The sequence below is a fragment of the Microbacterium sp. HMH0099 genome (assembly GCF_049384025.1).
Taxonomy (GTDB): domain Bacteria; phylum Actinomycetota; class Actinomycetes; order Actinomycetales; family Microbacteriaceae; genus Microbacterium.
Map to the genome: position 1 here is coordinate 101,912 of NZ_JBMRJR010000002.1, position 25,723 is coordinate 127,634.

At 71.2% G+C, this 25,723-nt stretch carries 30 protein-coding genes, 1 tRNA gene and 1 other RNA gene; 14 read left to right on the forward strand and 18 right to left on the reverse strand.

What is annotated here, in order from left to right; translation table 11 throughout:
- Positions 1-31 precede the first annotated feature (31 nt).
- The 5 genes from ilvN to otsA are packed head-to-tail and all read right to left on the reverse strand — an operon-like array spanning position 32 to position 6,424.
- Positions 32-541, reverse strand: coding sequence for an acetolactate synthase small subunit (ilvN, locus tag ACO03V_RS04285; RefSeq protein WP_423136731.1), 510 nt, complete (start codon positions 539-541; stop codon positions 32-34).
- 1 nt (position 542) lies between these two features.
- Positions 543-2,348, reverse strand: a complete 1,806-nt coding sequence (locus tag ACO03V_RS04290) for an acetolactate synthase large subunit (RefSeq protein WP_367726554.1) — start codon at positions 2,346-2,348, stop codon at positions 543-545.
- A gap of 42 nt (positions 2,349-2,390) precedes the next feature.
- Positions 2,391-4,109, reverse strand: coding sequence for a dihydroxy-acid dehydratase (ilvD, locus tag ACO03V_RS04295; RefSeq protein WP_387054285.1), 1,719 nt, complete (start codon positions 4,107-4,109; stop codon positions 2,391-2,393).
- A 9-nt stretch (positions 4,110-4,118) separates the two neighbouring features.
- Positions 4,119-4,898, reverse strand: a complete 780-nt coding sequence (gene otsB, locus ACO03V_RS04300; RefSeq protein WP_423136732.1) for a trehalose-phosphatase — start codon at positions 4,896-4,898, stop codon at positions 4,119-4,121.
- Entirely contained in the window at positions 4,895-6,424 is a 1,530-nt protein-coding gene (gene otsA, locus ACO03V_RS04305) for an alpha,alpha-trehalose-phosphate synthase (UDP-forming) (protein ID WP_367726551.1), read from the reverse strand. The genes otsB and otsA overlap by 4 nt, the downstream gene beginning before the upstream one ends.
- A 134-nt stretch (positions 6,425-6,558) precedes the next feature.
- On the opposite strand from otsA, the gene ACO03V_RS04310 reads away from it, so the two are divergent.
- Positions 6,559-6,813 carry a hypothetical protein gene (locus tag ACO03V_RS04310; RefSeq protein WP_367726550.1) on the forward strand — a complete coding sequence of 85 codons (255 nt, stop codon included), beginning with the start codon at positions 6,559-6,561 and terminating at the stop codon, positions 6,811-6,813.
- A 75-nt stretch (positions 6,814-6,888) separates the two neighbouring features.
- Here ACO03V_RS04310 and ACO03V_RS04315 read toward each other — a convergent pair whose 3' ends face one another.
- From ACO03V_RS04315 to ACO03V_RS04325, 3 genes are read right to left on the reverse strand one after another with little or no spacing between them, the layout of a single operon-like run.
- Entirely contained in the window at positions 6,889-8,073 is a 1,185-nt protein-coding gene (locus ACO03V_RS04315; protein ID WP_423136733.1) for an acetyl-CoA C-acetyltransferase, read from the reverse strand.
- Positions 8,070-8,723 carry a CoA transferase subunit B gene (locus ACO03V_RS04320; protein WP_423136734.1) on the reverse strand — a complete coding sequence of 218 codons (654 nt, stop codon included), beginning with the start codon at positions 8,721-8,723 and terminating at the stop codon, positions 8,070-8,072. Before ACO03V_RS04320 ends, ACO03V_RS04315 begins: the two co-directional genes overlap by 4 nt.
- Before the next feature lie 3 nt (positions 8,724-8,726).
- Positions 8,727-9,497 (reverse strand): CoA transferase subunit A, encoded by a 771-nt coding sequence (locus ACO03V_RS04325; RefSeq protein ID WP_423136735.1) that lies wholly within the window; start codon positions 9,495-9,497, stop codon positions 8,727-8,729.
- Between the two features lie 108 nt (positions 9,498-9,605).
- On the opposite strand from ACO03V_RS04325, the gene ACO03V_RS04330 reads away from it, so the two are divergent.
- The 8 genes from ACO03V_RS04330 (at position 9,606) to ACO03V_RS04365 (ending at position 15,150) form a co-directional block, all read left to right on the forward strand.
- A complete protein-coding gene (locus ACO03V_RS04330; RefSeq protein WP_367726546.1) occupies positions 9,606-10,424 on the forward strand; it encodes an IclR family transcriptional regulator in 819 nt (272 codons plus the stop codon).
- 43 nt (positions 10,425-10,467) lie between these two features.
- Positions 10,468-10,968, forward strand: a complete 501-nt coding sequence (locus tag ACO03V_RS04335; RefSeq protein ID WP_423136736.1) for a MarR family winged helix-turn-helix transcriptional regulator — start codon at positions 10,468-10,470, stop codon at positions 10,966-10,968.
- The gene (locus ACO03V_RS04340) at positions 10,965-12,194 is read left to right on the forward strand and encodes an MFS transporter (protein ID WP_423136737.1); all 1,230 of its coding nucleotides are present in this window, start codon (positions 10,965-10,967) and stop codon (positions 12,192-12,194) included. Before ACO03V_RS04335 ends, ACO03V_RS04340 begins: the two co-directional genes overlap by 4 nt.
- Positions 12,195-12,346: 152 nt before the next feature.
- Positions 12,347-12,874: an NUDIX hydrolase gene (locus ACO03V_RS04345; protein ID WP_423136738.1), complete on the forward strand. Its 528-nt coding sequence runs from the start codon at positions 12,347-12,349 to the stop codon at positions 12,872-12,874.
- Positions 12,875-12,973: 99 nt separating this feature from the next.
- Positions 12,974-13,567, forward strand: coding sequence for a sulfite oxidase-like oxidoreductase (locus ACO03V_RS04350; RefSeq protein WP_423136739.1), 594 nt, complete (start codon positions 12,974-12,976; stop codon positions 13,565-13,567).
- On the forward strand, positions 13,564-14,289 hold the full coding sequence (locus ACO03V_RS04355; protein WP_423136740.1) for an FAD-binding oxidoreductase: 726 nt from the start codon (positions 13,564-13,566) through the stop codon (positions 14,287-14,289). Before ACO03V_RS04350 ends, ACO03V_RS04355 begins: the two co-directional genes overlap by 4 nt.
- Before the next feature lie 14 nt (positions 14,290-14,303).
- The gene (locus ACO03V_RS04360; protein ID WP_423136741.1) at positions 14,304-14,729 is read left to right on the forward strand and encodes a hypothetical protein; all 426 of its coding nucleotides are present in this window, start codon (positions 14,304-14,306) and stop codon (positions 14,727-14,729) included.
- Positions 14,730-14,772: 43 nt separating this feature from the next.
- Positions 14,773-15,150, forward strand: coding sequence for a hypothetical protein (locus ACO03V_RS04365; RefSeq protein WP_423136742.1), 378 nt, complete (start codon positions 14,773-14,775; stop codon positions 15,148-15,150).
- A 58-nt stretch (positions 15,151-15,208) separates the two neighbouring features.
- Here the strand turns inward: ACO03V_RS04365 and ACO03V_RS04370 are convergent, their stop codons facing one another.
- The 3 genes from ACO03V_RS04370 to ACO03V_RS04380 form a co-directional block, all read right to left on the reverse strand.
- Positions 15,209-15,592, reverse strand: a complete 384-nt coding sequence (locus ACO03V_RS04370) for a cupin domain-containing protein (RefSeq protein ID WP_367726540.1) — start codon at positions 15,590-15,592, stop codon at positions 15,209-15,211.
- A 16-nt stretch (positions 15,593-15,608) separates the two neighbouring features.
- Positions 15,609-15,800: a hypothetical protein gene (locus ACO03V_RS04375; protein ID WP_423136743.1), complete on the reverse strand. Its 192-nt coding sequence runs from the start codon at positions 15,798-15,800 to the stop codon at positions 15,609-15,611.
- A gap of 119 nt (positions 15,801-15,919) precedes the next feature.
- Positions 15,920-15,992: transfer RNA gene (locus ACO03V_RS04380), tRNA-Lys, on the reverse strand.
- 229 nt (positions 15,993-16,221) lie between these two features.
- On the opposite strand from ACO03V_RS04380, the gene ACO03V_RS04385 reads away from it, so the two are divergent.
- Both ACO03V_RS04385 and ACO03V_RS04390 read left to right on the forward strand, forming a co-directional pair.
- Positions 16,222-16,983, forward strand: a complete 762-nt coding sequence (locus ACO03V_RS04385) for an inositol monophosphatase family protein (protein WP_423137120.1) — start codon at positions 16,222-16,224, stop codon at positions 16,981-16,983.
- Positions 16,983-17,555 (forward strand): hypothetical protein, encoded by a 573-nt coding sequence (locus tag ACO03V_RS04390; RefSeq protein WP_423136744.1) that lies wholly within the window; start codon positions 16,983-16,985, stop codon positions 17,553-17,555. The genes ACO03V_RS04385 and ACO03V_RS04390 overlap by 1 nt, the downstream gene beginning before the upstream one ends.
- A 191-nt stretch (positions 17,556-17,746) precedes the next feature.
- Here the strand turns inward: ACO03V_RS04390 and ACO03V_RS04395 are convergent, their stop codons facing one another.
- Together ACO03V_RS04395 and ACO03V_RS04400 are read right to left on the reverse strand one after the other, a co-directional pair.
- On the reverse strand, positions 17,747-18,016 hold the full coding sequence (locus ACO03V_RS04395; protein ID WP_423136745.1) for a hypothetical protein: 270 nt from the start codon (positions 18,014-18,016) through the stop codon (positions 17,747-17,749).
- A 27-nt stretch (positions 18,017-18,043) separates the two neighbouring features.
- Positions 18,044-18,238, reverse strand: coding sequence for a hypothetical protein (locus ACO03V_RS04400; RefSeq protein ID WP_423136746.1), 195 nt, complete (start codon positions 18,236-18,238; stop codon positions 18,044-18,046).
- 83 nt (positions 18,239-18,321) lie between these two features.
- Between ACO03V_RS04400 and ACO03V_RS04405 the strand changes: the two genes are divergently transcribed.
- Positions 18,322-18,861 (forward strand): YaeQ family protein, encoded by a 540-nt coding sequence (locus ACO03V_RS04405; RefSeq protein ID WP_423136747.1) that lies wholly within the window; start codon positions 18,322-18,324, stop codon positions 18,859-18,861.
- Positions 18,862-18,946: 85 nt separating this feature from the next.
- On the opposite strand, the gene ssrA is transcribed toward ACO03V_RS04405, so the two are convergent.
- Positions 18,947-19,316, reverse strand: a transfer-messenger RNA (tmRNA) gene (gene ssrA, locus ACO03V_RS04410).
- 324 nt (positions 19,317-19,640) lie between these two features.
- On the opposite strand from ssrA, the gene ACO03V_RS04415 reads away from it, so the two are divergent.
- The gene (locus ACO03V_RS04415) at positions 19,641-20,297 is read left to right on the forward strand and encodes an SIMPL domain-containing protein (protein WP_423136748.1); all 657 of its coding nucleotides are present in this window, start codon (positions 19,641-19,643) and stop codon (positions 20,295-20,297) included.
- A gap of 7 nt (positions 20,298-20,304) precedes the next feature.
- Here the strand turns inward: ACO03V_RS04415 and smpB are convergent, their stop codons facing one another.
- The 4 genes from smpB to prfB all read right to left on the reverse strand — a co-directional run bounded on the left by smpB (position 20,305) and on the right by prfB (position 24,134).
- Positions 20,305-20,781, reverse strand: coding sequence for an SsrA-binding protein SmpB (gene smpB / locus ACO03V_RS04420; protein ID WP_367726533.1), 477 nt, complete (start codon positions 20,779-20,781; stop codon positions 20,305-20,307).
- A gap of 82 nt (positions 20,782-20,863) precedes the next feature.
- The gene (gene ftsX / locus ACO03V_RS04425) at positions 20,864-21,781 is read right to left on the reverse strand and encodes a permease-like cell division protein FtsX (RefSeq protein WP_367726532.1); all 918 of its coding nucleotides are present in this window, start codon (positions 21,779-21,781) and stop codon (positions 20,864-20,866) included.
- Positions 21,778-22,917 carry a cell division ATP-binding protein FtsE gene (gene ftsE, locus ACO03V_RS04430; RefSeq protein ID WP_423136749.1) on the reverse strand — a complete coding sequence of 380 codons (1,140 nt, stop codon included), beginning with the start codon at positions 22,915-22,917 and terminating at the stop codon, positions 21,778-21,780. The genes ftsX and ftsE overlap by 4 nt, the downstream gene beginning before the upstream one ends.
- Before the next feature lie 104 nt (positions 22,918-23,021).
- A complete protein-coding gene (prfB, locus tag ACO03V_RS04435; RefSeq protein ID WP_367726530.1) occupies positions 23,022-24,134 on the reverse strand; it encodes a peptide chain release factor 2 in 1,113 nt (370 codons plus the stop codon).
- 70 nt (positions 24,135-24,204) lie between these two features.
- Between prfB and ACO03V_RS04440 the strand changes: the two genes are divergently transcribed.
- A complete protein-coding gene (locus ACO03V_RS04440) occupies positions 24,205-25,458 on the forward strand; it encodes an MFS transporter (RefSeq protein WP_423137121.1) in 1,254 nt (417 codons plus the stop codon).
- Positions 25,459-25,723: the final 265 nt, after the last annotated feature.

The following is a 25,723-nucleotide window of genomic DNA, read 5'->3' on the forward strand; positions in this document are numbered from 1 at the left end:
CGGGGCCGCTGGTGAGGGGAAGTGGGGAAGCTCAGCCGCGCAGGACGCGCTCGGTGATGCTCTTGCCGCCGCGGCCGACGGCGAGGAGGCCCGACTGGGCGAGCTCCTTCACGCCGAACGGCTCGATGGCCTTGAGGAAGGCGCCGACCTTGCCGGAGTCGCCGGTGATCTCGATCACGATGGCGTCGGGGGTGTAGTCGACGACGGACGCGCGGAAGAGGTTCACGACCTCGAGCACGTTCGATCGGGTGGCGTTGTCGGCGCGGACCTTCACGAGCACGTGCTCGCGCTGCACCGACGTCGACGCATCGAGCTCGACGATCTTGATGACGTTGATGAGCTTGTTCAGCTGCTTGGTCACCTGTTCGAGCGGCAGGCCCTCGACGTCCACGACGACCGTGATGCGGGACAGCCCCGGCACCTCGGTCACGCCGACGGCGAGCGACTCGATGTTGAAGCCGCGGCGGGCGAACAGCCCGGCGACACGGGTCAGCAGACCCGGCTTGTCCTCGACGAGGAGGCTCAGCACGTGCCTCGACATGTCAGTCCTCCTGCCCGTCGAACGACGGCGAGTGGTCGCGGGCGTACTGCACGTAGCTGTTGCTGACGCCCTGCGGCACCATCGGCCACACCATGGCATCCGCGCTCACGACGAAGTCGATGACGACGGGGCGGTCGTTCGTGTCGAGGGCGAGCTGGATGGCCGCATCGATCTCGTCCTCGCGCTCCACGCGGATGGCGAGGCAGCCGTACGCCTCGCCTAGCTTGACGAAGTCCGGGATGCGACGGGTGCCGTGGCCCGTGTTGAGGTCGGTGTTCGAGTGGCGACCGTCGAAGAACAGGGTCTGCCACTGCCGCACCATGCCCAGCGACGAGTTGTTGATGACGGCCACCTTGATCGGGATGTCGTTGATGACGCAGGTGGCGAGCTCCTGATTGGTCATCTGGAAGCAGCCGTCGCCGTCGATCGCCCACACCACGCGGTCGGGCTGAGCGACCTTCGCCCCCATGGCCGCGGGGACCGCGTATCCCATCGTGCCGGCGCCGCCGGAGTTGAGCCACGAGTTGGGACGCTCGTACTTGATGAACTGCGCGGCCCACATCTGGTGCTGCCCGACGCCAGCGGCGTAGACGCCCTCCGGTCCGGTCAGCTCGCCGATGCGCTGAATGACGTGCTGCGGCGACAGCAGGCCGTCCGTCGTCGGGGTGTACCCGAGCGGGAACTCCTCGCGGAGGCCGTTCAGGTAGGTCCACCACTCGCTGTAGTCGACCTCGTTCTCGGCCGCGGCCGTGCGGAAGGCGGCATCCAGGTCCACGAGGACCTCGCGGAGGTCGCCCACGATCGGGACGTCGGCCGTGCGGATCTTGGAAATCTCCGCCGGGTCGATGTCGACGTGCACCACCTGCGCGTGCGGAGCGAACAGCGACGCCTTGCCCGTGACGCGGTCGTCGAAGCGGGCGCCGAGCGAGACGATCAGGTCGCTCTCCTGCAGCGCGAGGACCGCCGGCACCGTGCCGTGCATGCCGGGCATGCCCAGGTGCTGCTCATGCGAGTCGGGGAACGCGCCGCGGGCCATGAGCGTCGTCACGACCGGCGCACCGGTCGCCTCGGCGAGCACCTTCAGCTCCGCGGAGGCGTTCGAGCGGATGGCCCCGCCGCCGACGTACAGGACGGGCTTCTTCGCGGTGGCGAGCAGCTGCGCGGCCGCCTGGATCTGCTTGCCGTGCGCCTTGGTCACCGGACGGTAGCCGGGCAGGTCGATCTTCGGCGGCCACACGAACGGCGCCTCGGCCTGCTGCGCGTCCTTGGTGATGTCCACGAGCACGGGGCCGGGACGACCGGTGGAGGCGATCTCGAACGCCGCGGCGATCGCGCCGGGGATGTCCTCGGCGGTCTTGACCAGGAACGAGTGCTTCGTGATCGGCATGGTGATGCCGACGATGTCCGCCTCCTGGAAGGCGTCCGTCCCCATCAGGGTCGAGAACACCTGGCCGGTGATGCACACGAGCGGCACCGAGTCCATGTAGGCGTCGGCGATCGCGGTGACGAGGTTCGTCGCGCCCGGACCGGACGTCGCGATCGCGACACCGGTGCGCCCGGAGGCGGCGGCGTAGCCCTCGGCCGCGTGACCGGCGCCCTGCTCGTGGCGGACGAGGATGTGGCGGACGTGCTCGTCGTCCATGAGCGGGTCGTAGACCGGCATGATCGCGCCGCCCGGCAGACCGAACACGTCGGTGACGCCGAGCAGGTCGAGCGAGCGGACGACCGCCTGCGCACCCGTGAGCACGGGCGCAGGAGCGGTGCGGGCGGGAGGCCGGGGAACGGCCGGTGCGAATTCGGCGGACATGGTGATACCTCGGAACCGGGAGAAGGTGAGTCGGAGCGGCCGTCAGCCCGTGACAGCGCCCTCGGCAGCGGAGCGCACGAGCTTGGAGTACTTGGCCAGAACGCCACGGGTATAGCGCGGAGGAAGGGGCTCCCAGCCGTCACGGCGGGAGGCGAGCTCGGCCTCGTCGACGATCAGGTCGAGCGTGCGAGCAGCGATATCGACCCGTATCAGATCACCATCGCGCACGAAGGCGATGGGACCAGCGTCCACCGCTTCGGGAGCTATGTGGCCGATGCACAGCCCGGTTGTGCCGCCTGAGAATCGACCGTCCGTCAAGAGTAGTACATCTTTTCCGAGGCCCGCGCCCTTGATGGCCGCCGTGATGGCGAGCATCTCGCGCATGCCGGGGCCGCCCTTGGGACCTTCGTAGCGGATCACCACGACGTCGCCGGCGGCGATCTCGCCCGCCTCCAGCGCGTCCATCGCGCCGCGCTCGCGCTCGAAGACGCGCGCGGGACCCTCGAAGACGTTGCCGTCGAAGCCGGCCGACTTCACGACGGCGCCCTCGGGAGCCATCGACCCGTGGAGGATCGTGATGCCGCCGGTCTCGTGGATGGGGTTGTCGAACGAGTGGATGACCTTGCCGTCGACCGGGTCGGGGTTCAGGTCGGCGAGGTTCTCGGCGAGGGTCTTGCCGGTGACGGTCAGCGCGTCGCCGTGCAGCAGTCCCTCGTCGAGCATGGCCTTCATGATGACCGGGATGCCGCCGTGCCGGTCGACGTCGTTCATCACGTACTGGCCGAACGGCTTCATGTCGGCGACGTGGGGCGTGCGGTCGCCGATGCGGTTGAAGTCGTGGAGGTCCAGCTCGACCTCGGCCTCGTTCGCGATCGCGAGCAGGTGGAGGACGACGTTGGTCGAGCCGCCGAGCGCCATGGCGAGGGCGATGGCGTTCTCGAACGCCTCCTTCGTCAAGATGTCGCGCGTGGTGATGCCCTGGCGCAGGAGGTTGACCACGGCCTCGCCCGACCGGTGGGCGAAGTAGTCGCGACGGCGGTCGGCGGACGGCGGCGCGGCCGAGCCCGGCAGGCTGAGCCCGAGGGCCTCGGCGACGGACGCCATCGTGTTCGCGGTGTACATGCCGCCGCACGCGCCCTCACCGGGCGCGATGGCGCACTCGATGCGCTTGAGGTCGGCCTCGCTCATCTTGCCGGCGAGGCACGCGCCCACGGCCTCGAACGAGTCGATGATCGTGACGTCCTTCTCGGTGCCGTCCGAGAGCTTGACCCAGCCCGGAGCGATCGATCCGGCGTAGAGGAACACGCTCGACAGGTCGAGACGGGCGGATGCCATGAGCATGCCCGGGATCGACTTGTCGCAGCCGGCGAGGAGCACGGAGCCGTCGAGGCGCTCGGCCATCATGACGGTCTCGACGCTGTCGGCGATGACCTCGCGGGAGACGAGCGAGAAGTGCATGCCCTCGTGGCCCATCGAGATGCCGTCGGAGACGGAGATGGTGCCGAACTGCAGCGGGTAGCCGCCGCCCGAGTGGACGCCCTCCTTGGCGCCCTGCGCGAGACGGTCGAGGCTGAGGTTGCAGGGGGTGATCTCGTTCCAGCTCGACGCGATGCCGATCTGGGGCTTGTCCCAGTCCTCGTCGCCCATGCCGACGGCGCGGAGCATTCCGCGGGAGGTGGTGGCCTCGATGCCATCGGTGACGACGCGACTGCGGGGCTTGATGTCGAACTCGCCGGTGTTCGGATTCTGCGGTGCGGGCATTCTCGAAGTCTATTGCGCGTGAGCGGCGCGCTGACGCGCGACGGCGCCCAGCAGGTCGACGAAGGCGTCGATGTCGGGCACGCTCAGCGAGGCCGCCGTCTCTCCCCCGCCGACCCGGACGCCGAGGTCGCCCGGCTCGAGGCTCCGCAGCGCGTCCTCGTCGGTGACGTCGTCGCCCGCGAACAGCACGGCCGTGGCGCCGGTGCGCTCGCGCAACGTACGGATCGCGCTGTCCTTGCCCTCGTGACGGAACGAGAACTCCAGGATGCTGTGTCCCGTACGACGGCGCCAGCGAGGCGCGTGCTCTGCGACCAGGCGGTCGGCGAGCTCCCGTGCGGCGCGTTCGTCGGCGGCATCCGCGGTCCGGGTATGGATGCCGAACCCGAACTCCTTCGGCTCGATCCAGACCCCCGTGAGGTCCTCCGTGCCGGTCTCGAGCTCTCCACGGAGGCGGTCGCGCAGCGCGAGGTCGGCGGCGTCGTCCGCGGTCTCCTCCGGTCCGCGCCCCGGGACCCAGAACTGCACGCCGTGCGACGCCGCCAGCCACAGCGGGGAGGCGTCGTCGTGCTCGGCGATCTCGCGGAGATGCCCGAGGGAGCGTCCCGAGACGAGCGCGACCACCGTCCGCGGGAGAGCCGCGAGGCGATCGACGACCTCGCGGGCGCCGGGGGTCATGCGCGCGGTCATGGGGTCGTCGACCAGCGGCGACAGCGTGCCGTCGAAGTCGAGCGCGACCAGCAGCTCCGCCGTGGTCGAGACGGCCTCGACGGCGGCGTCGGCGGCCGTCACCGGTCGTCCTCCGCGCCGTCCTCGGAGGCACGATCGGCCTCCGCGGCACGGTCGGCCTCGGCGGCGGCGGCGGACCGCGCGGACGCCTCGTCGGCGGCATCCCCCGCCGCGACCGCCGCGTCGGCGCTCGAGCTGCGCTGGTGGAAGGCCGTCAGCGCGTCGAGGAACTCCTGGGACCAGTCCTCCACATCGTGCTCGCGGACGCGCTTCCGCAGGGCCCGCATGCGGCGACCCTGCTCGGCGGAGGGCATCTCGATGGCGCGCACGATGGCATCCTTCAGCCCGTCGATGTCGTGCGGGTTGATGAGCAGTGAACTCCCCATCTCGTCCGCGGCGCCGGCGAACTCGCTGAGCACCAGCACGCCTCGGTTGTCCACGCGACTGGCGACGTACTCCTTGGCGACGAGGTTCATGCCGTCGCGGAGGGCGGTGACGAGCATGACGTCGGCGGCGAGGAACAGCGCCACCATCTCCTCGCGCGGGTACGACTGATGCAGGTACCGGATCGCGGTGTGCGTCGTGGTGTCGTAGTCGCCGTTGATGCGGCCGACCGTCATCTCGATCTCGTCGCGCAGCTGCATGTACGCGTCGACCCGCTCGCGGCTGGGGCTCGCGACCTGGACGAGGGTGGCGTCCTCGACCGAGGCGCGGCCGTCCTCCAGCAGCTCCCCCCACGCCTTAAGGCGGTGGCCGATGCCCTTGGTGTAGTCGAGCCGGTCGACGCCGAGGAGGATCTTGCGGGGGTTTCCGAGGCCCTCGCGGATCTCGCGGGCGCGCTGCTGGATCTCGGGCCGCTGCGCCAGCTCGATGTAGGAGTCGGCGTCGATCGAGATGGGGAAGGCGCGGGCGAGCGCCGTCCGCGTCCCGCCCTCCTCGGGGACCAGGATGCCGCTCGCCTTGGTCTCGTAGCGGAGCTGGCGGCGCACCGCACGGGCGAAGTTGCCGGCGTCGGCGACGCGCTGGAACCCGATGACGTCCGCGCCCAGCAGTCCCTCGAGCACCTGCTTGCGCCACGGCAGCTGCGCGTAGAGGCCGTAGGCCGGGAACGGGATGTGGTGGAAGTAGCCGATGGTGACGTCGGGACGGATCTCGCGCAGCATCTTCGGGACCAGCTGCAGCTGGTAGTCCTGCACCCAGACGATGGCGTTCTCGGATGCGACGGCGGCGGCCGCTTCGGCGAAGCGGCGGTTCACGCGGACATAGGCGTCCCACCAGGCTCGACGGTACGTCGGCGCGGCGATGACGTCGTGATACAGCGGCCAGATCGTGTCGTTCGAGAAGCCCTCGTAATAGTTCTCGACGTCGGCGGCGGACAGCGTCACCGGCACGAGGTGGGTGTCCTCGAAGTCGAACGGCTCGAGCTCCAGGTCGGGCTTGCCGCCCCATCCCACCCACGCCCCGTCGAGGCGGCGCATGACGGGCTCCAGGGCCGTCACGAGCCCTCCGGGGGACCGCCGCCACCCCTCGCCGTCGGTGCGATCGACGGGCAGACGGTTGGCGACGACGACGAACTCGGCCCGGGTCACAGGTCCTCCTCGGTAGCGGTCTCCTCAGGCTAACAGCGGGTCCGCGCGGGCCCCGGGGATGGCCGGGATGCGCTACGGCCCCGTCACTGTCAAGGCTGCAGCGACCCGGCGGCGCCGCTCGATAGGTTGTGACCATGCGTCAGTACATCTTCGGAACGGGTCTCCTCAGCGCCATCACCGGTGGCATCACACTGCTCCGCGCGCTGCGGAACGACGAGCCCTTCACGTGGCGCACCGCCCTGGCCTGGCTGAGCTGGGGCATCACCCTCGCTCTCGCTGTCGGCGCCGTCGTGGACACGCGTCGCGCCCGCCGCGGCAAGGTCATCTCCGGCGACTCCCCCGTCGCCAAGAAGCAGCAGAAGCTGCTCAAGAAGCGTTTGGCGCGCTGAGCGCCCCCGACAGACAGAAGGGATGCCACGGCCTCGGGCGGTGGCATCCCTTCTCCGTCTGCGGGGAGGCGGGTCTTAACGCGTGAGGATCAGCGCATCGCCCTGACCGCCGCCCCCGCACAGGGCGACCGCCGCGGTGCCGCTCCCCCGCCGGACGAGCTCGTGCACGGCGTGGACGACCAGGCGGTTCCCGGACGCGCCGATGGGATGGCCGATCGCGATGCCCCCGCCGTGAGGGTTGACGACGTCGTCGGACAGTTCCAGCTCGGCCTGCGAGCGGGCCACGACGGCGCCGAAGGCCTCGTTGATCTCGACGAGATCGAGGTCGGATGCCGCGAGCCCCTGCTTCTGCAGGGCTCGGGCGATCGCGCGGGCGGGCTGGTCGTGCAGGGAGTTGTCCGGACCGGCGACCTGCCCGGCCGCGCCGACGACGGCGAGGACGTCCCAGCCGTGCTGCTCGGCCACCGCGCGCGTCGTCACGACCACGGCGGAGGCGCCGTCGGAGATCTGGGACGCGTTGCCGGCCGTGATCGAACCGCCCTCCGCGAAGGCCGGCCGCAGCCTGGCGAGCGTGTCGACCGTGGTGTCGGCGCGGATGCCCTCGTCGGCCGCGACGACGACCGGGTCGCCCTTCCGCTGGGGGATCTCGACCGGGACGATCTCCGCATCGAAGGCCCCGTCTCGCTGCGCGGCCGCCGCACGCTGGTGGGAGCGGGCGGACACGGCATCCTGGGCCTCGCGCGTGACCCCGTACCGCCCGTTGGCGCGCTCCGTCGAGGCGCCCATGCTCTCGCGGTCGGAGGCGTCGGTGAGGCCGTCGAAGGCCATGTGGTCCAGCACCTCGACCGAGCCGTACGCGTACCCCTCGCGGGAGTTCATCAGGAGGTGGGGGGCGCGGGTCATCGACTCCATGCCCGCGGCGACGACGACCGTCGCGTCGCCGAGGCGCAGCATGCGGGCGGCGTCGATGACCGCGGTGAGGCCGGACAGGCACACCTTGTTGACCGTCGCCGCGTGCACGTCCCACCCGATTCCCGCCGCGATCGCGGCCTGGCGCGCGGCGTTCTGCCCGGTGCCGGCCTGCAGGACCTGACCGACGAGCACGGCGTCGACGACCTCGGCCGGGACACCGCCGCGCTCGAGGGCCCCGCGGATCGCGGCGGCCCCGAGCTGAACGGCCGTCAGCGGGGCGAGCTGCCCCTTCAGACGACCCTGCGGGGTGCGGGCGGCGGCGACGATCACGACGTCTTCCGGGTTCATCGGGTGACCTCCTCGGTGAGTCTCACGGTGAGCGGGGGCTCGGTGGCATCCCGCACCTCGTCGACCGTCACCCCGGGGGCGACCTCGACGAGCACGAGTCCATCCTCCGTCACGTCGATGACGGCGAGGTCGGTGATGATGCGGTCCACGACCCCGCGTCCGGTCAGCGGCAGCGAGCAGGCGCCCACGATCTTGGGGCTGCCGTCGCGGGCGACGTGCTCCATCAGCACGATCACCCGCGCCGCCCCGTGGACGAGGTCCATCGCGCCGCCGGGCCCCTTGACCATCTTCCCGGGGATCATCCAGTTCGCGAGGTCCCCGGACGCCGACACCTGCATCGCTCCGAGGACGGCCGCGTCGATCTTGCCGCCGCGGATCATCCCGAAGCTCAGCGCCGAGTCGAAGAACGCCGCCCCGGGCAGCGTGGTCACGGTCTCCTTGCCGGCGTTGATGAGGTCGGGGTCGACCGCGTCCTCGGTCGGGTACGGGCCGACGCCGAGGATGCCGTTCTCGGACTGCAGGACGACGCCGACCCCCGGCGGCATGTGGTTCGGCACGAGCGTGGGCAGGCCGATGCCGAGGTTGACGTAGGCGCCGTCGGGCAGCTCGCGAGCCGCGCGGGCGGCCATCTCGATGCGGGTGAGGGCCATGGCTCAGGACTCCGTCCGGACGGTGCGCTTCTCGATGCGCTTCTCGATGCAGGCGCCCACCGCGACCACGCGGTGGACGAAGACGCCGGGCAGGTGCACGTCGTCGGGGTCGATCTCCCCCGGCTCCACCAGCTCCTCGACCTGGGCGATGCAGACGCGCCCGGCCATCGCGGCGAGCGGGTTGAAGCTGCGGGCGGCCTTGCGGAAGACGAGGTTGCCGTGCCGGTCGCCCTTCCACGCGTGCACGAGCGCGAAGTCGGTGGTGATGGCCTCCTCGAGCACGAACTCGCGTTGCTCGCCCCCGACCTCGAAGACGCGGACGTCCTTCGGCGGAGAGGCGACGGCCACTCCCCCGGCGCCGTCGTAGCGCTGCGGCAGGCCGCCCTCGGCGACCTGGGTGCCGACGCCGGTCTGCGTGTAGAACGCGGCGATGCCGGATCCGCCGGCCCGGAGCTTCTCGGCGAGGGTGCCCTGCGGCGTGAGCTCCAGCTCGAGCTCGCCGGCGAGGAACTGCCGCTCGAACTCCTTGTTCTCCCCGACGTACGACGACGTCATCTTGCGGATCCTGCCCGCGCCGAGCAGGATGCCCAGGCCCCAGTCGTCCACGCCGCAGTTGTTCGACACCACGGACAGGTCGCGCGTCCCCTGCGCGAGCAGCGCCGTGATGAGCGCGATGGGGTTGCCCGAGAGGCCGAAGCCACCGACGGCGAGCGAGGCCCCGTCGGGGATGTCGGCGACGGCGTCGGCGGCCGAGGCCCAGGTCTTGTCGATCACGCGAACTCCTCTGTACGGCGTCCCCTCATCCTGTGCGCGCCCCCGGGTCCGCGTCGCGTCGGGGCTTGTCATATGGATGCCGCCTCCTTTAGCGTCCACATCGTGGACATGGCATCCAGGTCTCCCTCGTCGCGGACGGCGCCCGGCGCTCCCCCGGAACAGACGGTGCCCGGTGCACAGGCCATCGCCCGGGCCGCCCGCCTTTTGCGCCTCGTGACCGCCGCCGGGACCTCCGGAGCGCCGGTCGGCGATCTCGCCGCCGACTCCGGCCTCACCCGCCCGACGACGCACCGCCTGCTGTCGGCTCTCCGCGCCGAGGGGCTCGTGGACCGCGACGACGCGACCGGACGCTGGCTGCCCGGCCCGGAGCTCTACCTCATGGGGTCGGTCGCGGCGTCGCGCTTCGACGTCACGAGCGTGGCGCGCGACGTCGTGCGCTCGCTCGCCGTCCGGACGGAGGAGAGCGCGTTCCTCTCGGTGCGGCGCGGGGACGAGACCGTCTGCCTGCTGCGGGAGGACGGGAGCTTCCCCATCCGGTCGCATGTGCTGTCCGAGGGGGTGCGGTTCCCGCTCGGGGTCGCCTCGGCGGGACTGGCCATCCTGTCCTTCCTGCCGCCCCAGGATGTGGACGCCTATCTCGAGCGGCAGGGCGATCTCGCCGGACGCTGGGGGGCGGCGCACGCGCCGGCGCGGCTGCGGACGCGCCTCCGCGAGACGCAGGCGCGCGGCTACGCGGTCAACGCCGGCCTCATCGTCGAGGGCAGCTGGGGGCTGGGAGCGGCGGTGTTCACGCGTCAGGGCGACCCGCAGTGGGCGCTCAGTCTCACCGGCGTCGAGTTCCGCTTCTCCGGCGAGCGGCAGGCCGAGCTGGGCCGCATCCTCCTCGCGCACGCGCACCAGCTGTCGACGAGGATCGGCTCCCGCTGAGCGGTTGGATACCCACGTTATATACCTGCGGTATGCTTTTTGCATGACCCGCGACGACGATCTGCAGAGACTGATCCTCGCGGTGCACGCCTTGACGCGCATCGCGGCCATCGACACCCACACCGACGCCCCCGCCGCGCAGTGGCGCACGCTGACGCTCCTGCGCGACCACGGACCGCAGCGCCTCGGCGACCTCGCCACCCTCAGCCGGGTGAGCCAGCCGGGCATGACCCGCCTGATCGGGCAGATGGATGCCGCGGGCCTCGTCACCCGCAGCGCGCACCCCGACGACTCGCGGGTCAGCGTGGTCGGCGCCACCGATGCCGGGCTCGAGGCTCTCGCGCGGTGGTACGACGTGTTCCGCGGAGCCCTCGCGCCGTACGTGGCCGACCTGTCCGACGCGGAATGGGATGCCGTCGCCGTCGCCGCCGCGGCCCTCGGCACTCGTGTCGGCGGGGCAGCCGGGGCCTCGGGCGCCGCTCGCGTCGGTGTGGCAGCCGGGGCCTCGGGCGCCGCTCGCGTCGATGTGGAGGTCGTCCGGTGAGCGCCGCCGCAGAGAAGACCGGCGTCTGGCGTCAGCCGGCGCAGGTGTGGGCCGTCGCGTTCGCGTGCGTCGTGGCGTTCATGGGCATCGGTCTCGTGGACCCGATCCTCCCCGCGATCGCCGACGCCCTGCAGGCGAGCCCCGTGCAGACGGAGCTGCTGTTCACGAGCTACCTCGTCGTGACCGGCCTCGCCATGCTCGTCACCAGCTGGATCTCGAGCCGCATCGGGGCGAAGGCCACGCTGCTCGTCGGTCTCGGCCTCATCGTCGTCTTCGCGTTCCTCTGCGCCGTGAGCGGCAGCGTCGACGCGGTCATCGGGTTCCGCGCCGGGTGGGGCCTGGGCAACGCGCTGTTCATCTCGACCGCGCTCGCCACGATCGTCGGCGCCGCCTCCGGCGGCAGCTCGGCCGCGATCATCCTGTACGAGGCCGCGCTCGGCCTCGGCATCGCCATCGGACCGCTCCTCGGCGGCATCCTGGGCGAGGCGAGCTGGCGGGGCCCGTTCTTCGGCGTCGTCGCGCTGATGGCGATCGCGTTCGTCGCGGTGCTCGTCCTGCTGCGGGGACCGCAGCCCGCGCGGCAGCCCATCCCGTTCAGCGCACCGTTCCGGGCACTCCGCCGTCCCGCGCTGGCGATCCTCGCGGGGACCGCGCTCTTCTACAACATCGGCTTCTTCACGCTGCTGGCCTTCTCGCCGTTCCCACTCGGCTTCGGCGCGATGGGCATCGGTCTGACGTTCTTCGGCTGGGGTGTCGGACTCGCGATCACGAGCGTCGTCGTCGCGCCGGTGCTTCTCCGTCGCCTGCGCCTGACCACCGTCCTGCTGATCGCGCTTCCCCTGCTGGCGCTCGACCTGCTGGCGGCGGCTGTCGTGGTCGGGTCCCCCGTGGGGCTCGTGATCTGCATCATCGTCGGCGGGCTCGTGCTCGGCGTGGCCAACACCGCCCTCACCGAGGCCGTGATGGAGGCCACCGACCTCCCCCGGTCCGTGGCCTCGTCGGCGTACTCAGCCGTCCGGTTCCTCGGCGGCGCGATCGCTCCCCCGCTCGCGGCGTTCCTGTGGCACGCCGCCGGCGCCGGCGTCCCCTACGTCGTCGCCGCGGTCGCGGTGGTCGTCTCGGCCGCCCTGATCCTCGTCGGACGCGGACGTCTCGCCCACATCGACCGGGGCCACGCGGATGCCGCGGACGAAGGAGCCGCCGTCCTGATCGGCGACGCCGCCTGAGGCCCGCCCGCCCCGCCGAGAGCACACGTTCGGTCCGAGAGCACACGCTCTCGCGTGCCGGAGCGTGTGATCTCGGCGGGATCGCGTGATCTCGGCGACAGCAGGGGCGCGCCCACGGCCCGCCATCGCGGCGGGTGCGGCAGGATGTGCGCATGGCCGATGACGAGATCTGGGACGTGACCGACATCCACGGTGTACCGACCGGCGTTCTGCATCGTCGCGGCGACGGCCCGGTGGCTGCCGGCACGTTCCACGTCGTGGCATCCGTCTGCGTGGTGGGCGGCGACGGGCGCGTCCTCCTCACCCTCCGCGCGCCGGGCAAGGAGTACCCCGACGCCTGGGAGTTCCCCGCCGGCAGCGCCCTCCGCGGCGAGAGCAGCCGCCGGGGCGCCGCGCGCGAGCTCGAGGAGGAGACCGGCCTCGCGATCCACCCCGACGAGCTCGTCCTCGTCGGACGCGTCATCGAGGAGCGCGCCCTCTTCGACCTGTGGGTCGCGCGCGTCGACGGCGAACCCGAGGTCGCGCCGGATCCGGAAGAGGTCCAGGATGCCGCCTGGGTCACCCTCGACGAGGTCCACCGGCGCTGGCACACGGACCTCTTCGCCGCTCCCTGGAACGCGCGCTTCGAACAGCTGTGGGACGACCTCGTCGCCCGCGTCGAGGACGCGCGCACACTCTGAGGGCCCGGCGCATCGTTCCGCCCCGCTCCCCCAACCCTTTCCCGCTCCGCCGTCGACCTGGTGGGATGGATGCCACGCGTACGACGACGGGAGGGCCGGATGGCCGTGTTCACTCGAGGCTTCGGCGGGCGACGACGAGAGTCGGACGACCGCCTGCCCCCGGGCCAGTATCTGACCGAGGACTTCCCGGTGCTGTCGGCCGGCCCGACGCCCCGGGTGTCCACCGACGAGTGGCGCTTCACCGTCCTCGCGATGGACGGCGTTCACACGTCCTGGTCGTGGGACGAGGTGCAGGCCCTGCCCATCGACGACATCACCACCGACATCCACTGCGTCACGCGCTGGTCCAAGCTCGGGACCCACTGGCGCGGCGTGTCGCTCGACCACTTCCTCGAACACGCCGGACCGGAGGGCACCCACGCGATGGTGCACTCGTACGGCGGGTACACGACGAACGTGCCACGGGCGGACCTGTCGGCGGGCAAGGCGTGGGTGGCGTTCGAGTTCGACGGCGAGCCGCTGGCTCCCGAGCACGGCGGCCCGGCGCGCCTCATCGTCCCGCACCTCTACTTCTGGAAGTCCGCGAAGTGGGTGCGGAGCATCGAACTGCTGCCCGCCGACCGACCGGGCTTCTGGGAGCAGAACGGCTACAACATGTACGGCGACCCCTGGAAGGAGGAGCGGTACTGGTGACCGGCGCGCAGGACTGGCTGGTCGGCACGATCACCGAGACCCGCCGGGTCACCCGGCACGGGTCCGTCCTCGGCATCGACATCCCCGGCTGGCCCGGCAACCTGGCCGGGCAGCACGTCGACGTCCGCCTCACCGCCGAGGACGGCTACCAGGCGACACGCTCGTACTCCCTCGCGTCCTCCGGCCCGGGGTCGCGCGTGGAGCTCGCGGTCGACGAGGTGGTGGACGGCGAGGTCTCCCCCTACCTCGTCCAGGAGGCGCGACCCGGCGACCAGCTCGAGATCCGCGGTCCCATCGGACGGTACTTCGTGTGGACGCCCGACGTCGCCGACCCCGTCCAGCTCGTCGCGGGCGGCTCCGGCATCGTGCCGCTCCTCGCGATCGCCCGCGCGCACGCGCAGTCCGACTCGACCGCACCGATGCGCCTGCTGTACTCGGTCCGGTCCCGCGAGAACGCGCTCTACGCGGACGAGGTGGATGCCATCGGCACCTCCTCCTTCCGCACGGACTGGGTCTACACCCGAACCGCCCCGCCGGGAGCATCTCGGCCTGTCGGCCGGATCGACGCCGCGACGGTGGCGGCATCCACGATCCCCGCCGCGGAGCGGCCCCTCGTGTTCGTGTGCGGTCCCACCCGGTTCGTCGAGACGGCCGCAGACCTCCTGCTCGCGGCCGGCCACGCTCCCGACCGGGTGCGCACCGAGAGGTTCGGCGGCGCGTGACGAGGGAGGGATGGATGCCACCCCCCACCGCCCTGCGCGCGCTTCCCGTTGTGCTGCTCGGCACGGTGCTGGTCGTCTCGGCCTGCGCCCCGGCGAGAGGGGTCAGCATCCCTCCCGGGGCCGCCGACCTCGACCGCTGCCTGGGACGGACCATCCTGGTCGATGACCTCGCGTCCGTCGGTCAGCCGGGGTGCGACCTGGCCGGCTCGGTGGTGTGGACGGAGAGCGGCATCCGCGTCGTCGTGCAACCGGTCGGCGCCACCTTCTCGTCGTCCCTCGGCTCGAACCCGGACCTCGCGCTCACCGTCGTCAACTGGGGCGTCCCCGGGGTCAGCGCGACGCCCATGGAGCGAGGCGAGGTTCTGCAGACCTGGGCGACGAGTGACACGGCCACGGACCTCGAGGCGGAGCAGCAGCGTCTGGACGCTCTGCGCCCCTGAGGCCGACGGATCCGGGCCGCTGCGACGATGAGAGGATGGCGTGGTGACTGAGGAAGCAGCTTTTCCGCCCCGCCGCACACGGGAGACGCTGATCGAGTGGGTGCGTGACTTCCAGTCTCAGACCGACGTCGGAGACGCGGAGATCATCGTCGCCCTGCAGGAGGGCGAAGCGACCCGTGACACCGGCCTCGTCGTCGTCCGCCCCCGCAGCAACTCCGCGATGGCCGTCTACATGCAGCCGCGCGGTTTCGACGAACCGCTATGGGAGGTCACGCTGCCCGCGCGGGACGACGAGGTCCCCATGTCGGCGCTGCAGCTGAGCAGCCTCGGGACGTTCGTCTCCCTCGCCGCCACGCTCTGCACCTACCTGCAATGGCGGTCCCTGGAGTGGGACCGCGCCTCCGGGCGCCACGACGTCTGACGAGGGACGTCGTCCCGCCGCCGTCCGCCGCGAGGGGGCTGGCATGTGCTCGCGCGGGTCAGGCGAAGTCGCCGACCTGACGCTCGACGGGCACGGAGCGGTCGGTCGTCACATCGCCGGTGTGCGCGGTGGTCACCGTCTCGATGAGGACGATCTCGACCTCGGACTCGGCGATGGGGTTGTGGCGTACGCCGCGCGGAACGACGAAGAACTCGCCCGGGTTCAGGACCACCTCGTCACCGCCCTCGAGCTGGATGCGGAGCGTGCCCGACACGATCAGGAACATCTCGTCCTCGTCGTCGTGGGCGTGCCAGACGAACTCTCCGAGCAGTTTCGCGACCTTGACGTACTGGTCGTTGACGCGGCCGATCACCCGGGGCGTCCAGTGCGCCTCCACCTGCTGCAGTTCGGCCGCGATGTCGACGCCGCGAAGAATGCTCATGTCCCCATTCTCGCGGTCATTCGGAGACCGTCCAGAGGGACGGCTCCGTGCCGACGGTACGAGTTCGCTGCAGGATGACGTAATCGACGCCGGGGTGCGAAGCGATCCATCGCCGCGCATCCTCGAGCGTCATCACTTCTTCGGAGGGCGGCTCGTCGCCGTTCTTCTCCGACCAGTGATGCGCGAACTGCACGCGGTACTCGATCACCCCGTCACGGTAGCCCCGTTCAGCCCGGAATACGACCTCCCACCGAGGAGAGCCGATGCTGTCGACGACGACGAAAAGCCCCCTCCCGCGACACGCGCGGAAGGGGGCTTTCCCAACTGTGCACCCCCTGGGACTCGAACCCAGAACCCACTGATTAAGAGTCAGTTGCTCTGCCGATTGAGCTAGAGGTGCAGGCGACTCGCTGCATTTTTTCAGCGGCGAACCGAGGAATGACATTACCAGGCGTGATGCGCGCACGCCAAATCGGCCCATCCGCGGCGGTTATCCTCGAAGGGTGCCCCGCACCGACCCCTCCTCCCCGGCCGACGCCTCCGCCCCCGGACGCACGCCCGACGCCCCCGGACACGCGGACGTCCCCGACGGCGACACCTCCGCCCTTCTCGACGACCTCGCCCTCGCCCTGCGCCTGGCCGACGCCGCCGATGCGGTGGCGATGGCCCGCTTCGACAGCGACGACCTCCGCATCGACACGAAGGCGGACGCGTCCCACGTCACGGAGGCCGACCTCGCGACGGAACGGGCCATCCGCGCGATCCTCGACACGGAGCGCCCGGACGACGCCGTCCTCGGCGAGGAGTACGGCACGTCCGGCGACACCTCCCGCCGCTGGGTGATCGACCCGATCGACGGCACGCACAACTACATGCGCGGCATCCCCGTCTGGGCGACCCTGATCGCCCTGACGGTCGACGGCGTCCCGCAGGTGGGCGTCGTCAGTCAGCCGGCGCTCGGTCGGCGCTGGTGGGCGGCCGTCGGGCATGGTGCGTGGACCACGACGGCGACCGGCGCGGAGCACCGCATCCACGTCTCCGACGTCGACGACATCGCGCGGGCGAGCGTGAGCTTCCAGAGCATCGAGCAGTGGGACGACGTCGACCTCCTCCCCACCCTCACGCGCCTCACCCGCGCCGTCTGGCGGGATCGCGGCTACGGCGACGCCCTGCCGTACATGTGGCTCGCGGAAGGCCGCCTGGAGCTCGTCGCCGAGTTCGACGTCAAGGAGTACGACATCGCCGCGATCGCCCCCATCGTCCGGGAGGCGGGCGGACGGTTCACCGCCTTCGACGGGTCGGACCGCCTGGATGCCCTGTCTTCCTTCGCGACGAACGGTGTGCTGCACGAGGCCTTCCTGGACCTCCTCCACGAGCGGAACGGATCCTGATGACCCCCCGTCGCCTCCTCGCCCCCGCGGCCGCGCTCCTGGTGGCCTCGGCCGTGCTCGCGGGATGTTCGTCGTCCGCCACGCCCGAGACCGCGCCCAGCATCGCCCCCAGCGACATCCCGTCGTCGCCGGCTCCGGAGGTCACGCCGAGCGCGTCCGCCCCCGTCGGCGATCCCACGTGCGACACGATCATCCCCGCGGCGACCGCGGAGGACTTCACGAGCCTCGGCTGGTCCGCCCAGATGGAGCCCTTCCGCATCGGCTCGCTCGAGCTCGCCGACGGCATCCAGTGCAAGTGGGGCGACCAGACCATCGCCACCGACCGCGTGCAGGTCTTCGGCTGGGCACCCATCGACGAGACCGACTCCGCCTCCGCGCAGCGCGAGCTCGTGGCATCCGGATGGCGAAGCGAGACCACCAGCAACGGGATCTACGTCACCGAGAACCCCGACTGGGCCATCTTCACGGACGCGGACGGATACGGGATCACGTACCTGTTCGGCGACGGCTGGGTGAAGCTCGCCGACACCCGGCAGAGTCTCGTCCTGGTCGAGTGGCCGCCGGTCGCCTGACCGCAAGGCCGCATCCTCTCCCCGGGCCCATCGACTGTCAACCCCGTGCGGTCGTCATGCGTATCGACTTAGCGTGATCCGTGTTGGGACGGTCGTCTTCGTTCCGCGCCCCTTGCACTCGGAGGGGTCCGTCCCGGCAGCATCCTGATCGAGGCCCCCGGCGCAGCATCTGCGACCGGGGGCGTCGTACGTCAGCCGCGGTAGGGGTTCGGGTCCTCGCCGCCGCCGCGTCCGGCCGCAAATCCCTGGTCCCACGCGTCGCCGCGACCCTCGACGTCCCGCCAGATCGCATCCGCCTGCAGGACGCGGTGCGCGAGGGCGACCCAGTCCGACCACCCCGACGAGACCCCGGATGCCGCCTCCGCGCCGCCGCGGGACGACGACAGTGTCCACCGACCCGGGCCGTCCGGCTGCAGCTCGATCGGCCCGACGTCGATGCGCAGCGACCGCGGGTCAGCCACGGGCGACCCCGAGCTCCGTCGTCCGGCTCACATGCCACCGCCGAGTCGGGTCCAGGCGGCCTTGCCCTCAGCCCGTCGGCTGGCCTGCGCCGGAGTCAGCCCCGCGGAGCCGCCGGCCCGAAGCGTGTCGTCGCGCACCGGGGAGGTGCGGCGGCGCCCCCGACGGATGACCGCCCAGGAGGCGGCGAGCAGAACGAGGACGAGGACGAGGACAGCACCCATAGTGCGAAGGTAGGACGCCCGGCGTGGCCTCGGCAAGAGTCGTGATGCGGGGTGCAGGTCGAGCCCGCGTAGGCTCGACCCTCGTGGCTATCGGCGCGACCATGCATTCCTTCACCGTGCAGCTCTCCGACGTGGATCGGGGCGTGTACGACGAACTGGCGCTGCGCGTCGCACGGCATCCGTCCGAGACCGCCGCGTACATGCTGACGCGCATCCTCGCCTACTGCCTGGAGTACGAGGAGGGCATCGCGTTCAGCGAGGGCGTGGCCGCCACGGACGAGCCGGCGGTGCTCGTCCGCGACCTGACGGGTGCGGTCACCGTCTGGATCGAGGTGGGGGCTCCGGATGCCGCCCGCTTGCACACCGGCAGCATGCTCGGAGCCCGTGCGGTCGTCTACACGCACCGCGACCCGGACAAGGTCGCCGCCGCGTGGACGGGGAAGCGCATCCACCGGGCCGAGGACGTGCTCCTCCACAGCTTCGAGCCGGGGTTCGTCGAGCGCATGGCCGAGGCCGTCGAGCGCCGCAGCACCATGACCCTCACCCGCACCGAGGACAGGGTCTACGTGGACCTCAACGGCACCGCCGGCGAGAGCGACATCACCACCCGCTCCGCCGCCTGACCCCGACACACGACGACGCCCCCGTCTCACCGAAGTGGGACGGGGGCGTCGCGGGTAACCCTCTCGAGAGAGTCGTGACAGTGGCTCGTGGAGCTGGGGGGAATCGAACCCCCGTCCAACGCTGGGTCTCCGCGTTTTCTCCGGGCGCAGTCTGTGCAGACGTTCTGCTCGGCCCCGACCTTTGTCACAGACACCTAAGTCGACGGGCCCAGCCTGGGAAAAGTCCCGCGTGACGTCCAGACGCCGTCACGCAGCAAGACCCCTAAATGACGCCAGGATCCGTGGCGGGGTCACACACGGTCTGACGGACTATCGGGCTCGCTTACGCAGCGAGGGCGAAGTCAGTGCGCTTAGCATTGGCACTTATTGGTTTGCAGGGAGCGTTTACGAGATAACCCCACATCCTCGGCCCGCTTCTCGCGGGTTCGCAGGCGCTGTCGAAACCGATCAGCCCCGGGAACTCCGTGCAGGAGCGGCCACTGTCACTCTGTGTAGTTACCAATCGGATGCCGGGCACCCGAGCATCACAGCCTACAACGGATCGGGGCCCGGAACCATTCCCGCGGCCGGGCGCACCGTTCTCCTGTTCCGCGCGTGGCCCCGGGGCCACCCTGCGCGCCCCGGGGCCACACCGGCACAGGACGCCCGCACAGCGCACCTCCAGCGGTCCCCACCCGGCGCCCCGTTTCCCTCTTCCCGCGTGGCCCCGGGGCCACCTTGCGCGCCCCGGGGCCACCCCGGCACACGAACCCCACACCCCCGTCGTCTAGGCTCGCCGCATGAGCGACGTCGTGATCACGGTGCGGGGCGAGAGCGAGCGACGGGTCACCGCCGAACAGGCCGTCGTGCGGATCGCCGTCCGTGCGGACGGACCCGAGCGCGGCCCGGTGGTCGAACGGCTGCAGCGGCAGGCCGAGATCGTCCAGGACGGCCTCGTGGCGCATCAGCGGTCCGGGGAGGTGTCCGAGTGGAACAGCGGACGCGCCGCCGTCTGGTCCGAGCGCCCGTGGAGCTCCGACGGCGCGCAGCTCCCCCTCGTCCACCACGCGAGCGTCGATGTCAGCGCGACCTTCGTCGACGCGGCGGCCCTGTCGTGGTGGCTGGGGGACGTCGCCGAGTCCGACGACGTGCAGGTCGTCGCCGTGGATTGGGGTCTCACCCCCGACCTGCGCGCCCGCGTCGAGCGCGAGGTGGCCGCGGATGCCGTGCGAGCAGCAGTCGAGCGGGCGCAGGCGTACGCGGACGCGCTCGGGGCGGCATCCATCGTCCCCGTCGAGGTCGCGGACGTCGGGCTCCTCGGCGGGCGCCCCGAGCAGCCGACGCCGTTCGCTGCGCGGGCGATGGCGGCGCACGGGGACGCGGGCCCGGGGTTCAGCCTGCAGCCGGTCGACGTCGTGGTCTCGACCGCGGTCGAGGGACGGTTCCGGGCGAGCTGAGCCGGAGTCAGTCCCCCAGGCGGTTCTTGGTGCGCATGGCCCGCTCGGCCTCGCGCTTGTCCTCGCGCTCACGGATCGTCTGGCGCTTCTCGAACTCGCGCTTGCCCTTCGCGACGGCGATCTCCACCTTGGCACGGCCGTCGAGGAAGTAGAGCCGCAGCGGCACGAGCGTGTACCCGCCGGCGGCGACCGCGTGCGAGAGCTTGATGATCTCCTCCTTGTGGAGGAGCAGCTTGCGAGTGCGCTTGGCGGAGTGATTGGTCCAGTGGCCCTGGGAGTACTCCGGGATGTGGACGGCGTCGAGGAACGCCTGACCGCCGTCGATGTAGGCGTAACCGTCGGTGAGATTCGCGCGCCCCTGGCGCAGCGACTTCACCTCGGTGCCGGTGAGCACCAGTCCGGCTTCGTACGTCTTCTCGATGGCGTAGTCGTGACGCGCCTTCTTGTTCGACGCGATGAGCTTCTCACCCTGCTCACGAGGCATGGTGCCACCTCCTCATGATCATGGGCACACAGAGCCCTTCAGCCTACCCGATGCCCGCCGGTCGCGGCGCGCACGCGCACGATCAGGTCCGCAGCCAGCGGCGGATCGCGAACCCGGCGCTGAACGCCGCCAGCACCACGCCGATGACGACGATCACGGGGACGACGAGGGCCACGTCCCCTCCGTTCACCCAGGAGGTGATGAAGGTGATGCGGCTGCGCAGGTAGTCGTTGACGCCGACGTTGACGATCCCCCACACCGCGACGCTCGCGAGCGCGGAGCCGATGAGCGCCGCCAGCACACCCTCGAGGATGAACGGCGTCTGGATGAACCGGTTGGACGCCCCCACCAGGCGCATGATGCCGAGCTCTCGTCGGCGGGCGTAGGCCGAGAGGCGGATGGTCGTGGCGATGAGCAGCACGGCGGCGATGAGCATCAGTCCGGCGATGCCGATCGCGATGTAGGTCGCCACCGTCAGGGCCTGGAACAACGGCTCCAGGTACTGCATCTGGTCCGCGACCTCCTCGACGCCCGCCTGGCCGCTGAAGGCCTCCAGGATGACGTCGGACTGGCTCTGGTCGACGAGGTTGATGCTGAAGGTGGCGTTGAACTGGTCGGGCGTGACGACCCCGGCGATGTCGGCGGGCAGCTGCCCCTGGGCGTCCGCGTAGACCTCGTCGCTGGTCGCGTAGGTGAAGTTGCGGATGAGCGGCGCCAGCGCCTCCCCCTCGAGGGTCGCCCGTACCGCCTGGATCTGGTCCTCGGTCGCGGCCTGACCGGCGGCGCAGGTGGGCGCGTCCGACACGGTCGCGCACATGAAGACACCGACCTGGGCACGGTCCTTCCAGTAGTCCTGCATCTTGCCGATCTGCATCTGCATGAGGATCGCGGCACCGACGAAGGTCAGCGAGACGAAGGTCACGAGGATGACCGAGATCACCATCGAGGCATTGCGCCGGAGGCCCGTGAAGGCCTCGGAGAGGATCAGTCCGAGTCTCATGAGGTCGGTCCCACTTCGTCGCGGTTCTTGCGGTCGCCGAGCCCGAGACGGTCGGCGAGCCCGAGCGCGTCGACGTCGGGCGTGGTGACGGGGATGGAACGGGTGGACGTGCCGATCTCCCGCGGCTCGGCGGCCGGCTCGGGCCGTTGCGCGTCCGACGCGGGCGCGGGTCGCGTGGTCCGCGGCGCGGCGGTCTCCGCCGACGGACGGTCCTCGGCGGACGGACGCGGCTCGGCGGAGGGACGCGCGTCGGCGGCGGACGTCGGCCGGGGGCCCGCCGCGGCGGCCGGGGCCGGCGTCGGCGCCGGGACGACATGCGCGGGGACGACAGCGGCATCCAGGGGTCCGGTCGCCCCGTGGGCGACCTCGCGCTGCACCTCGAGGACGGCGGTCAGCGCGGCCACCGCGGCCGCCCCGCGCTCGACCTCGGGGGCCAGACGCGGGAGGCCGGAGGTGTCGCCGTAGCCGCCGCGACGCTCGTCCCGGATGATCTCGCCGCCCTTGAGCTCGATGACGCGGCGCTGCATCTGGTCGACGAACCCGGCCTCGTGCGTGGCCATGACGACGGTCGTGCCGCCGGCGTTGATGCGCGCGAGCAGCTGCATGATGTCGATCGACGTGCCGGGGTCCAGGTTTCCGGTCGGCTCGTCCGCGAGGAGCACCTGCGGACGGTTGACCAGCGCGCGGGCGATCGCGACGCGCTGCTGCTCGCCGCCGGACAGCTCGTGCGGCAGCCGCTTCTGCTTGCCGTCGAGACCGACGAGCGCGAGCACCTCGGGGACGGCCTGCTGGATGAAGCCGCGCGAGGCACCCGTGACCTGCAGCGTGAACGCGACGTTCTGCGCGACGGTCTTGTTCGGCAGGAGGCGGAAGTCCTGGAACACCGACCCGATGTGGCGCCGGAAGTACGGGACCTTGCGGTTGGACAGGGTGCGCAGGTCGCGCCCGAGGACGACGACGCGTCCCTCGCTGGGCGTCTCGGCCCGCAGGATGAGCTGGAGGCAGGACGACTTCCCCGACCCCGAGGCTCCGACGAGGAAGACGAACTCCCCGCGCTGCACCTCGAAGTCGACCGCGTTCAGCGCGGGCTTCGTGGTGCCGCGATACCGCTTGGTGACATTCTCGAACCGGATCATGGCTCGATGAGCCTAAGCGCGCGTCGCGATACGCCCGTCAGGACGCGCCGTGTCCCCGGGGCCGGACGAAGAATGGATGCCACCCGGCGGCATCCATTCGTCGATCAGTCGTCGTCGTCCTTGCGCTTGCGCCAGCGGATGCCGGCGGCGATCAGGCCGTCGAGGTCGCCGTCGAAGACGACCGCGGGGTTGCCGACCTCGTAACCGGTGCGGAGGTCCTTGACGAGCTGCTGACCGTAGAGGAAGTAGGAGCGCATCTGGTCGCCCCAGCTCGCGGTGATCGTGCCCGCGAGCTCCTTCTTCTTGGCGGCCTCCTCTTCGCGCTTCAGCAGGAGGAGGCGCGTCTGCAGCACGCGCATGGCGGCGGCGCGGTTCTGGATCTGGGACTTCTCGTTCTGCATCGAGACGACCAGGCCCGTCGGGATGTGCGTGATGCGCACGGCCGAGTCGGTCGTGTTGACCGACTGACCGCCGGGGCCCGACGAGCGGAACACGTCGACGCGGATGTCGTTCTCGGGGACCTCGACCTCGACGGCCTCCTCCATGACGGGAATGACCTCGACCGCGGCGAAGCTCGTCTGCCGCTTGTCGGCGCCGCCGAAGGGGCTGATGCGGGCGAGGCGGTGGGTGCCGGCCTCGACCGAGAGCGTGCCGTAGGCGTAGGGCACGTCGATCTCGAACGTCGCGGACTTGATGCCGGCGCCCTCGGCGTACGACGTGTCCATGACCTTCACGGGGTACTTGTGGCGCTCGGCCCAGCGCAGGTACATGCGCAGCAGCATCTCGGCGAAGTCGGTGGCGTCGTCGCCGCCGGCGCCGGAGCGGATCGTGACGACGGCGGAACGCGCGTCGTACTCCCCGTCGAGGAGGGTCTGCACCTCGAGCTGTCCGATGACGTCCTGCAGCGAGGCGAGCTCGCGGCGGGCCTCCTCGGCGGAGTCCTCGTCGTCCATCTCGTTGGCGAGCTCCACGAGCACCTCGAGGTCGTCGAGCCGCTGCCCGATCTCGGTGATGCGCTTCAGCTCCGCCTGACGGTGGCTGAGACGGCTCGTCACCTTCTGGGCGTTGTCCACGTCGTCCCAGAGGTCGGGGGCACCGGCCTCCTCGCTGAGACGGGCGATGTCGGCGGTGAGTGCATCGACGTCGACCACGGCCTGGATATCGGCGAAGGTCGAGCGCAGAGCCTGGATGTCGGCGGTCAGATCGAGTTCGAGCATTTGAATTCAGCCTATCGTGGAGACGGTGACAGCCGACTCTCCCCGGAACGTGCTGGTGCGCTTCGCGCCGATGATCTACGGACCCACCCTTCTCTTCGCCGTCGGCGAGGGGGCGGTGATCCCGCTCATCCCGGTGATCGCGGACCGCCTCGGCGCCGATGTCGCCGTCGCGGCCCTCGTCGCCGCCGCGCTCGTCGTCGGGCAGCTGTGCGGCAACATCCCGGCAGGCTGGGCGGTGGCGCGCTTCGGCGAACGCCTCACGATGGGCATCGCGGGCATCGTCGTGCTGCTGGGACTCGTCGGGATCGTGACGGCGCCGACCCTGGCGCTCTTCGCCGCCGCCGTGTTCCTCATCGGGTTCTGCGCCGCGTGCTTCGCCCTCGCCCGGCACTCGTTCATGACGACGCGCGTCCCCCTGCACTTCCGCGCCCGCGCCCTGTCGCTGCTCGGCGGGACGTTCCGGCTCGGCATGTTCGTCGGTCCGTTCATCTCGGCCGCACTGCTGGGCGTCTTCGGCGACGAGAACGCGTCGGTCGTGTTCTTCGCGGTCTGCCAGGTGGCCATGATCCTGCTGGTGTTCCTCGGCCCCGACCCGGAGCGCGCCGTGGCCGTGCCCGCCGGTCGCGGAGCCCGGGCTCCTGGCATCCCGACCGACGGCGACCGTCCCGCGGAGGGAGAGGACAGCGGCGAGCCCGTCACCGGATCCATCCCGGCCGTGGAGCGCGTCGGCGTCTTCCGGACGATGTGGCGCTCCCGCGGCGTGCTGGCCCGGCTCGGCCTGGCCGCGGCGTCGCTGTCGGCGGTCCGCTCCGCCCGCCAGGTCGTCCTTCCGCTGTGGGGCGTCTCCCTCGGACTCGACGCCTCCACCATCGCGGTCGTCGTCGGCGTCTCCGGCGCCATCGACTTCGCCCTCTTCTACGCCTCCGGTCAGGTCATGGACCGGTTCGGCCGGCTCTGGGCCGCCCTCCCCGCCATGATCCTCATGGGCGCCGGTTTCCTCGCCCTGTCCTTCACGCACGAGCTCGCCTCCGCGCCCATGTGGTATTCGCTCTTCGCCGCGGTGCTCGGCGTCGGCAACGGCCTCTCCAGCGGCATCCTCCTCACCCTCGGCGCCGACATCGCCCCGCCCGCCGAGCCGGCCGCGTTCCTCGGCTCCTGGCGGACCCTGACGGATGCCGGGGGCGCGCTCGCCCCGCTCCTCGTGTCCGCCCTCACCGCCGTCGCCTCGCTGTCGGTCGGCGTGGGCGCCATGGGGGTGATCGCGGTGCTCGGCGCCGCCGGCTTCATCCGATGGGTGCCGCGCTTCGTCCCCCGCACCCGCTGACGGGGCTGCGCGACCGGGCGTGACCCGCTGGGCCGTGACCTGCCGCAACCCGCTGGGCCGTGACGTGGCGCAACCCGCTGGGCCGTGACGTGGCACAGATGTACGCCGCGGGGGCGCGAGGACGTACATCTGCGGCACGTCAGCGCAGAAGGGGGCGTGTTTCGACGCCGTAAACATTCCGCCGGCTTCTGGCCATCTCCGGAGATTCCTCGCAGAATCGAACCGCGAACGCTCCCCCGAGCGTCGCGTCATTCCCCCCTGGATG

What these genes read in the sequence shown, in the direction of transcription:
- ilvN (WP_423136731.1), bottom strand. Translation starts at nt 541, where the DNA reads ATGTCGAGGCACGTGCTGAGCCTCCTCGTCGAGGACAAGCCGGGTCTG.
- ACO03V_RS04290 (WP_367726554.1), bottom strand. Translation starts at nt 2,348, where the DNA reads ATGTCCGCCGAATTCGCACCGGCCGTTCCCCGGCCTCCCGCCCGCACC.
- ilvD (WP_387054285.1), bottom strand. Translation starts at nt 4,109, where the DNA reads ATGCCCGCACCGCAGAATCCGAACACCGGCGAGTTCGACATCAAGCCC.
- ACO03V_RS04310 (WP_367726550.1), top strand. Translation starts at nt 6,559, where the DNA reads ATGCGTCAGTACATCTTCGGAACGGGTCTCCTCAGCGCCATCACCGGT.
- ACO03V_RS04315 (WP_423136733.1), bottom strand. Translation starts at nt 8,073, where the DNA reads ATGAACCCGGAAGACGTCGTGATCGTCGCCGCCGCCCGCACCCCGCAG.
- ACO03V_RS04320 (WP_423136734.1), bottom strand. Translation starts at nt 8,723, where the DNA reads ATGGCCCTCACCCGCATCGAGATGGCCGCCCGCGCGGCTCGCGAGCTG.
- ACO03V_RS04330 (WP_367726546.1), top strand. Translation starts at nt 9,606, where the DNA reads ATGGCATCCAGGTCTCCCTCGTCGCGGACGGCGCCCGGCGCTCCCCCG.
- ACO03V_RS04335 (WP_423136736.1), top strand. Translation starts at nt 10,468, where the DNA reads ATGACCCGCGACGACGATCTGCAGAGACTGATCCTCGCGGTGCACGCC.
- ACO03V_RS04345 (WP_423136738.1), top strand. Translation starts at nt 12,347, where the DNA reads ATGGCCGATGACGAGATCTGGGACGTGACCGACATCCACGGTGTACCG.
- ACO03V_RS04350 (WP_423136739.1), top strand. Translation starts at nt 12,974, where the DNA reads ATGGCCGTGTTCACTCGAGGCTTCGGCGGGCGACGACGAGAGTCGGAC.
- ACO03V_RS04360 (WP_423136741.1), top strand. Translation starts at nt 14,304, where the DNA reads ATGCCACCCCCCACCGCCCTGCGCGCGCTTCCCGTTGTGCTGCTCGGC.
- ACO03V_RS04370 (WP_367726540.1), bottom strand. Translation starts at nt 15,592, where the DNA reads ATGAGCATTCTTCGCGGCGTCGACATCGCGGCCGAACTGCAGCAGGTG.
- ACO03V_RS04390 (WP_423136744.1), top strand. Translation starts at nt 16,983, where the DNA reads ATGACCCCCCGTCGCCTCCTCGCCCCCGCGGCCGCGCTCCTGGTGGCC.
- ACO03V_RS04400 (WP_423136746.1), bottom strand. Translation starts at nt 18,238, where the DNA reads ATGGGTGCTGTCCTCGTCCTCGTCCTCGTTCTGCTCGCCGCCTCCTGG.
- ACO03V_RS04415 (WP_423136748.1), top strand. Translation starts at nt 19,641, where the DNA reads ATGAGCGACGTCGTGATCACGGTGCGGGGCGAGAGCGAGCGACGGGTC.
- smpB (WP_367726533.1), bottom strand. Translation starts at nt 20,781, where the DNA reads ATGCCTCGTGAGCAGGGTGAGAAGCTCATCGCGTCGAACAAGAAGGCG.
- ftsX (WP_367726532.1), bottom strand. Translation starts at nt 21,781, where the DNA reads ATGAGACTCGGACTGATCCTCTCCGAGGCCTTCACGGGCCTCCGGCGC.
- ftsE (WP_423136749.1), bottom strand. Translation starts at nt 22,917, where the DNA reads ATGATCCGGTTCGAGAATGTCACCAAGCGGTATCGCGGCACCACGAAG.
- prfB (WP_367726530.1), bottom strand. Translation starts at nt 24,134, where the DNA reads ATGCTCGAACTCGATCTGACCGCCGACATCCAGGCTCTGCGCTCGACC.
- ACO03V_RS04440 (WP_423137121.1), top strand. Translation starts at nt 24,205, where the DNA reads ATGATCTACGGACCCACCCTTCTCTTCGCCGTCGGCGAGGGGGCGGTG.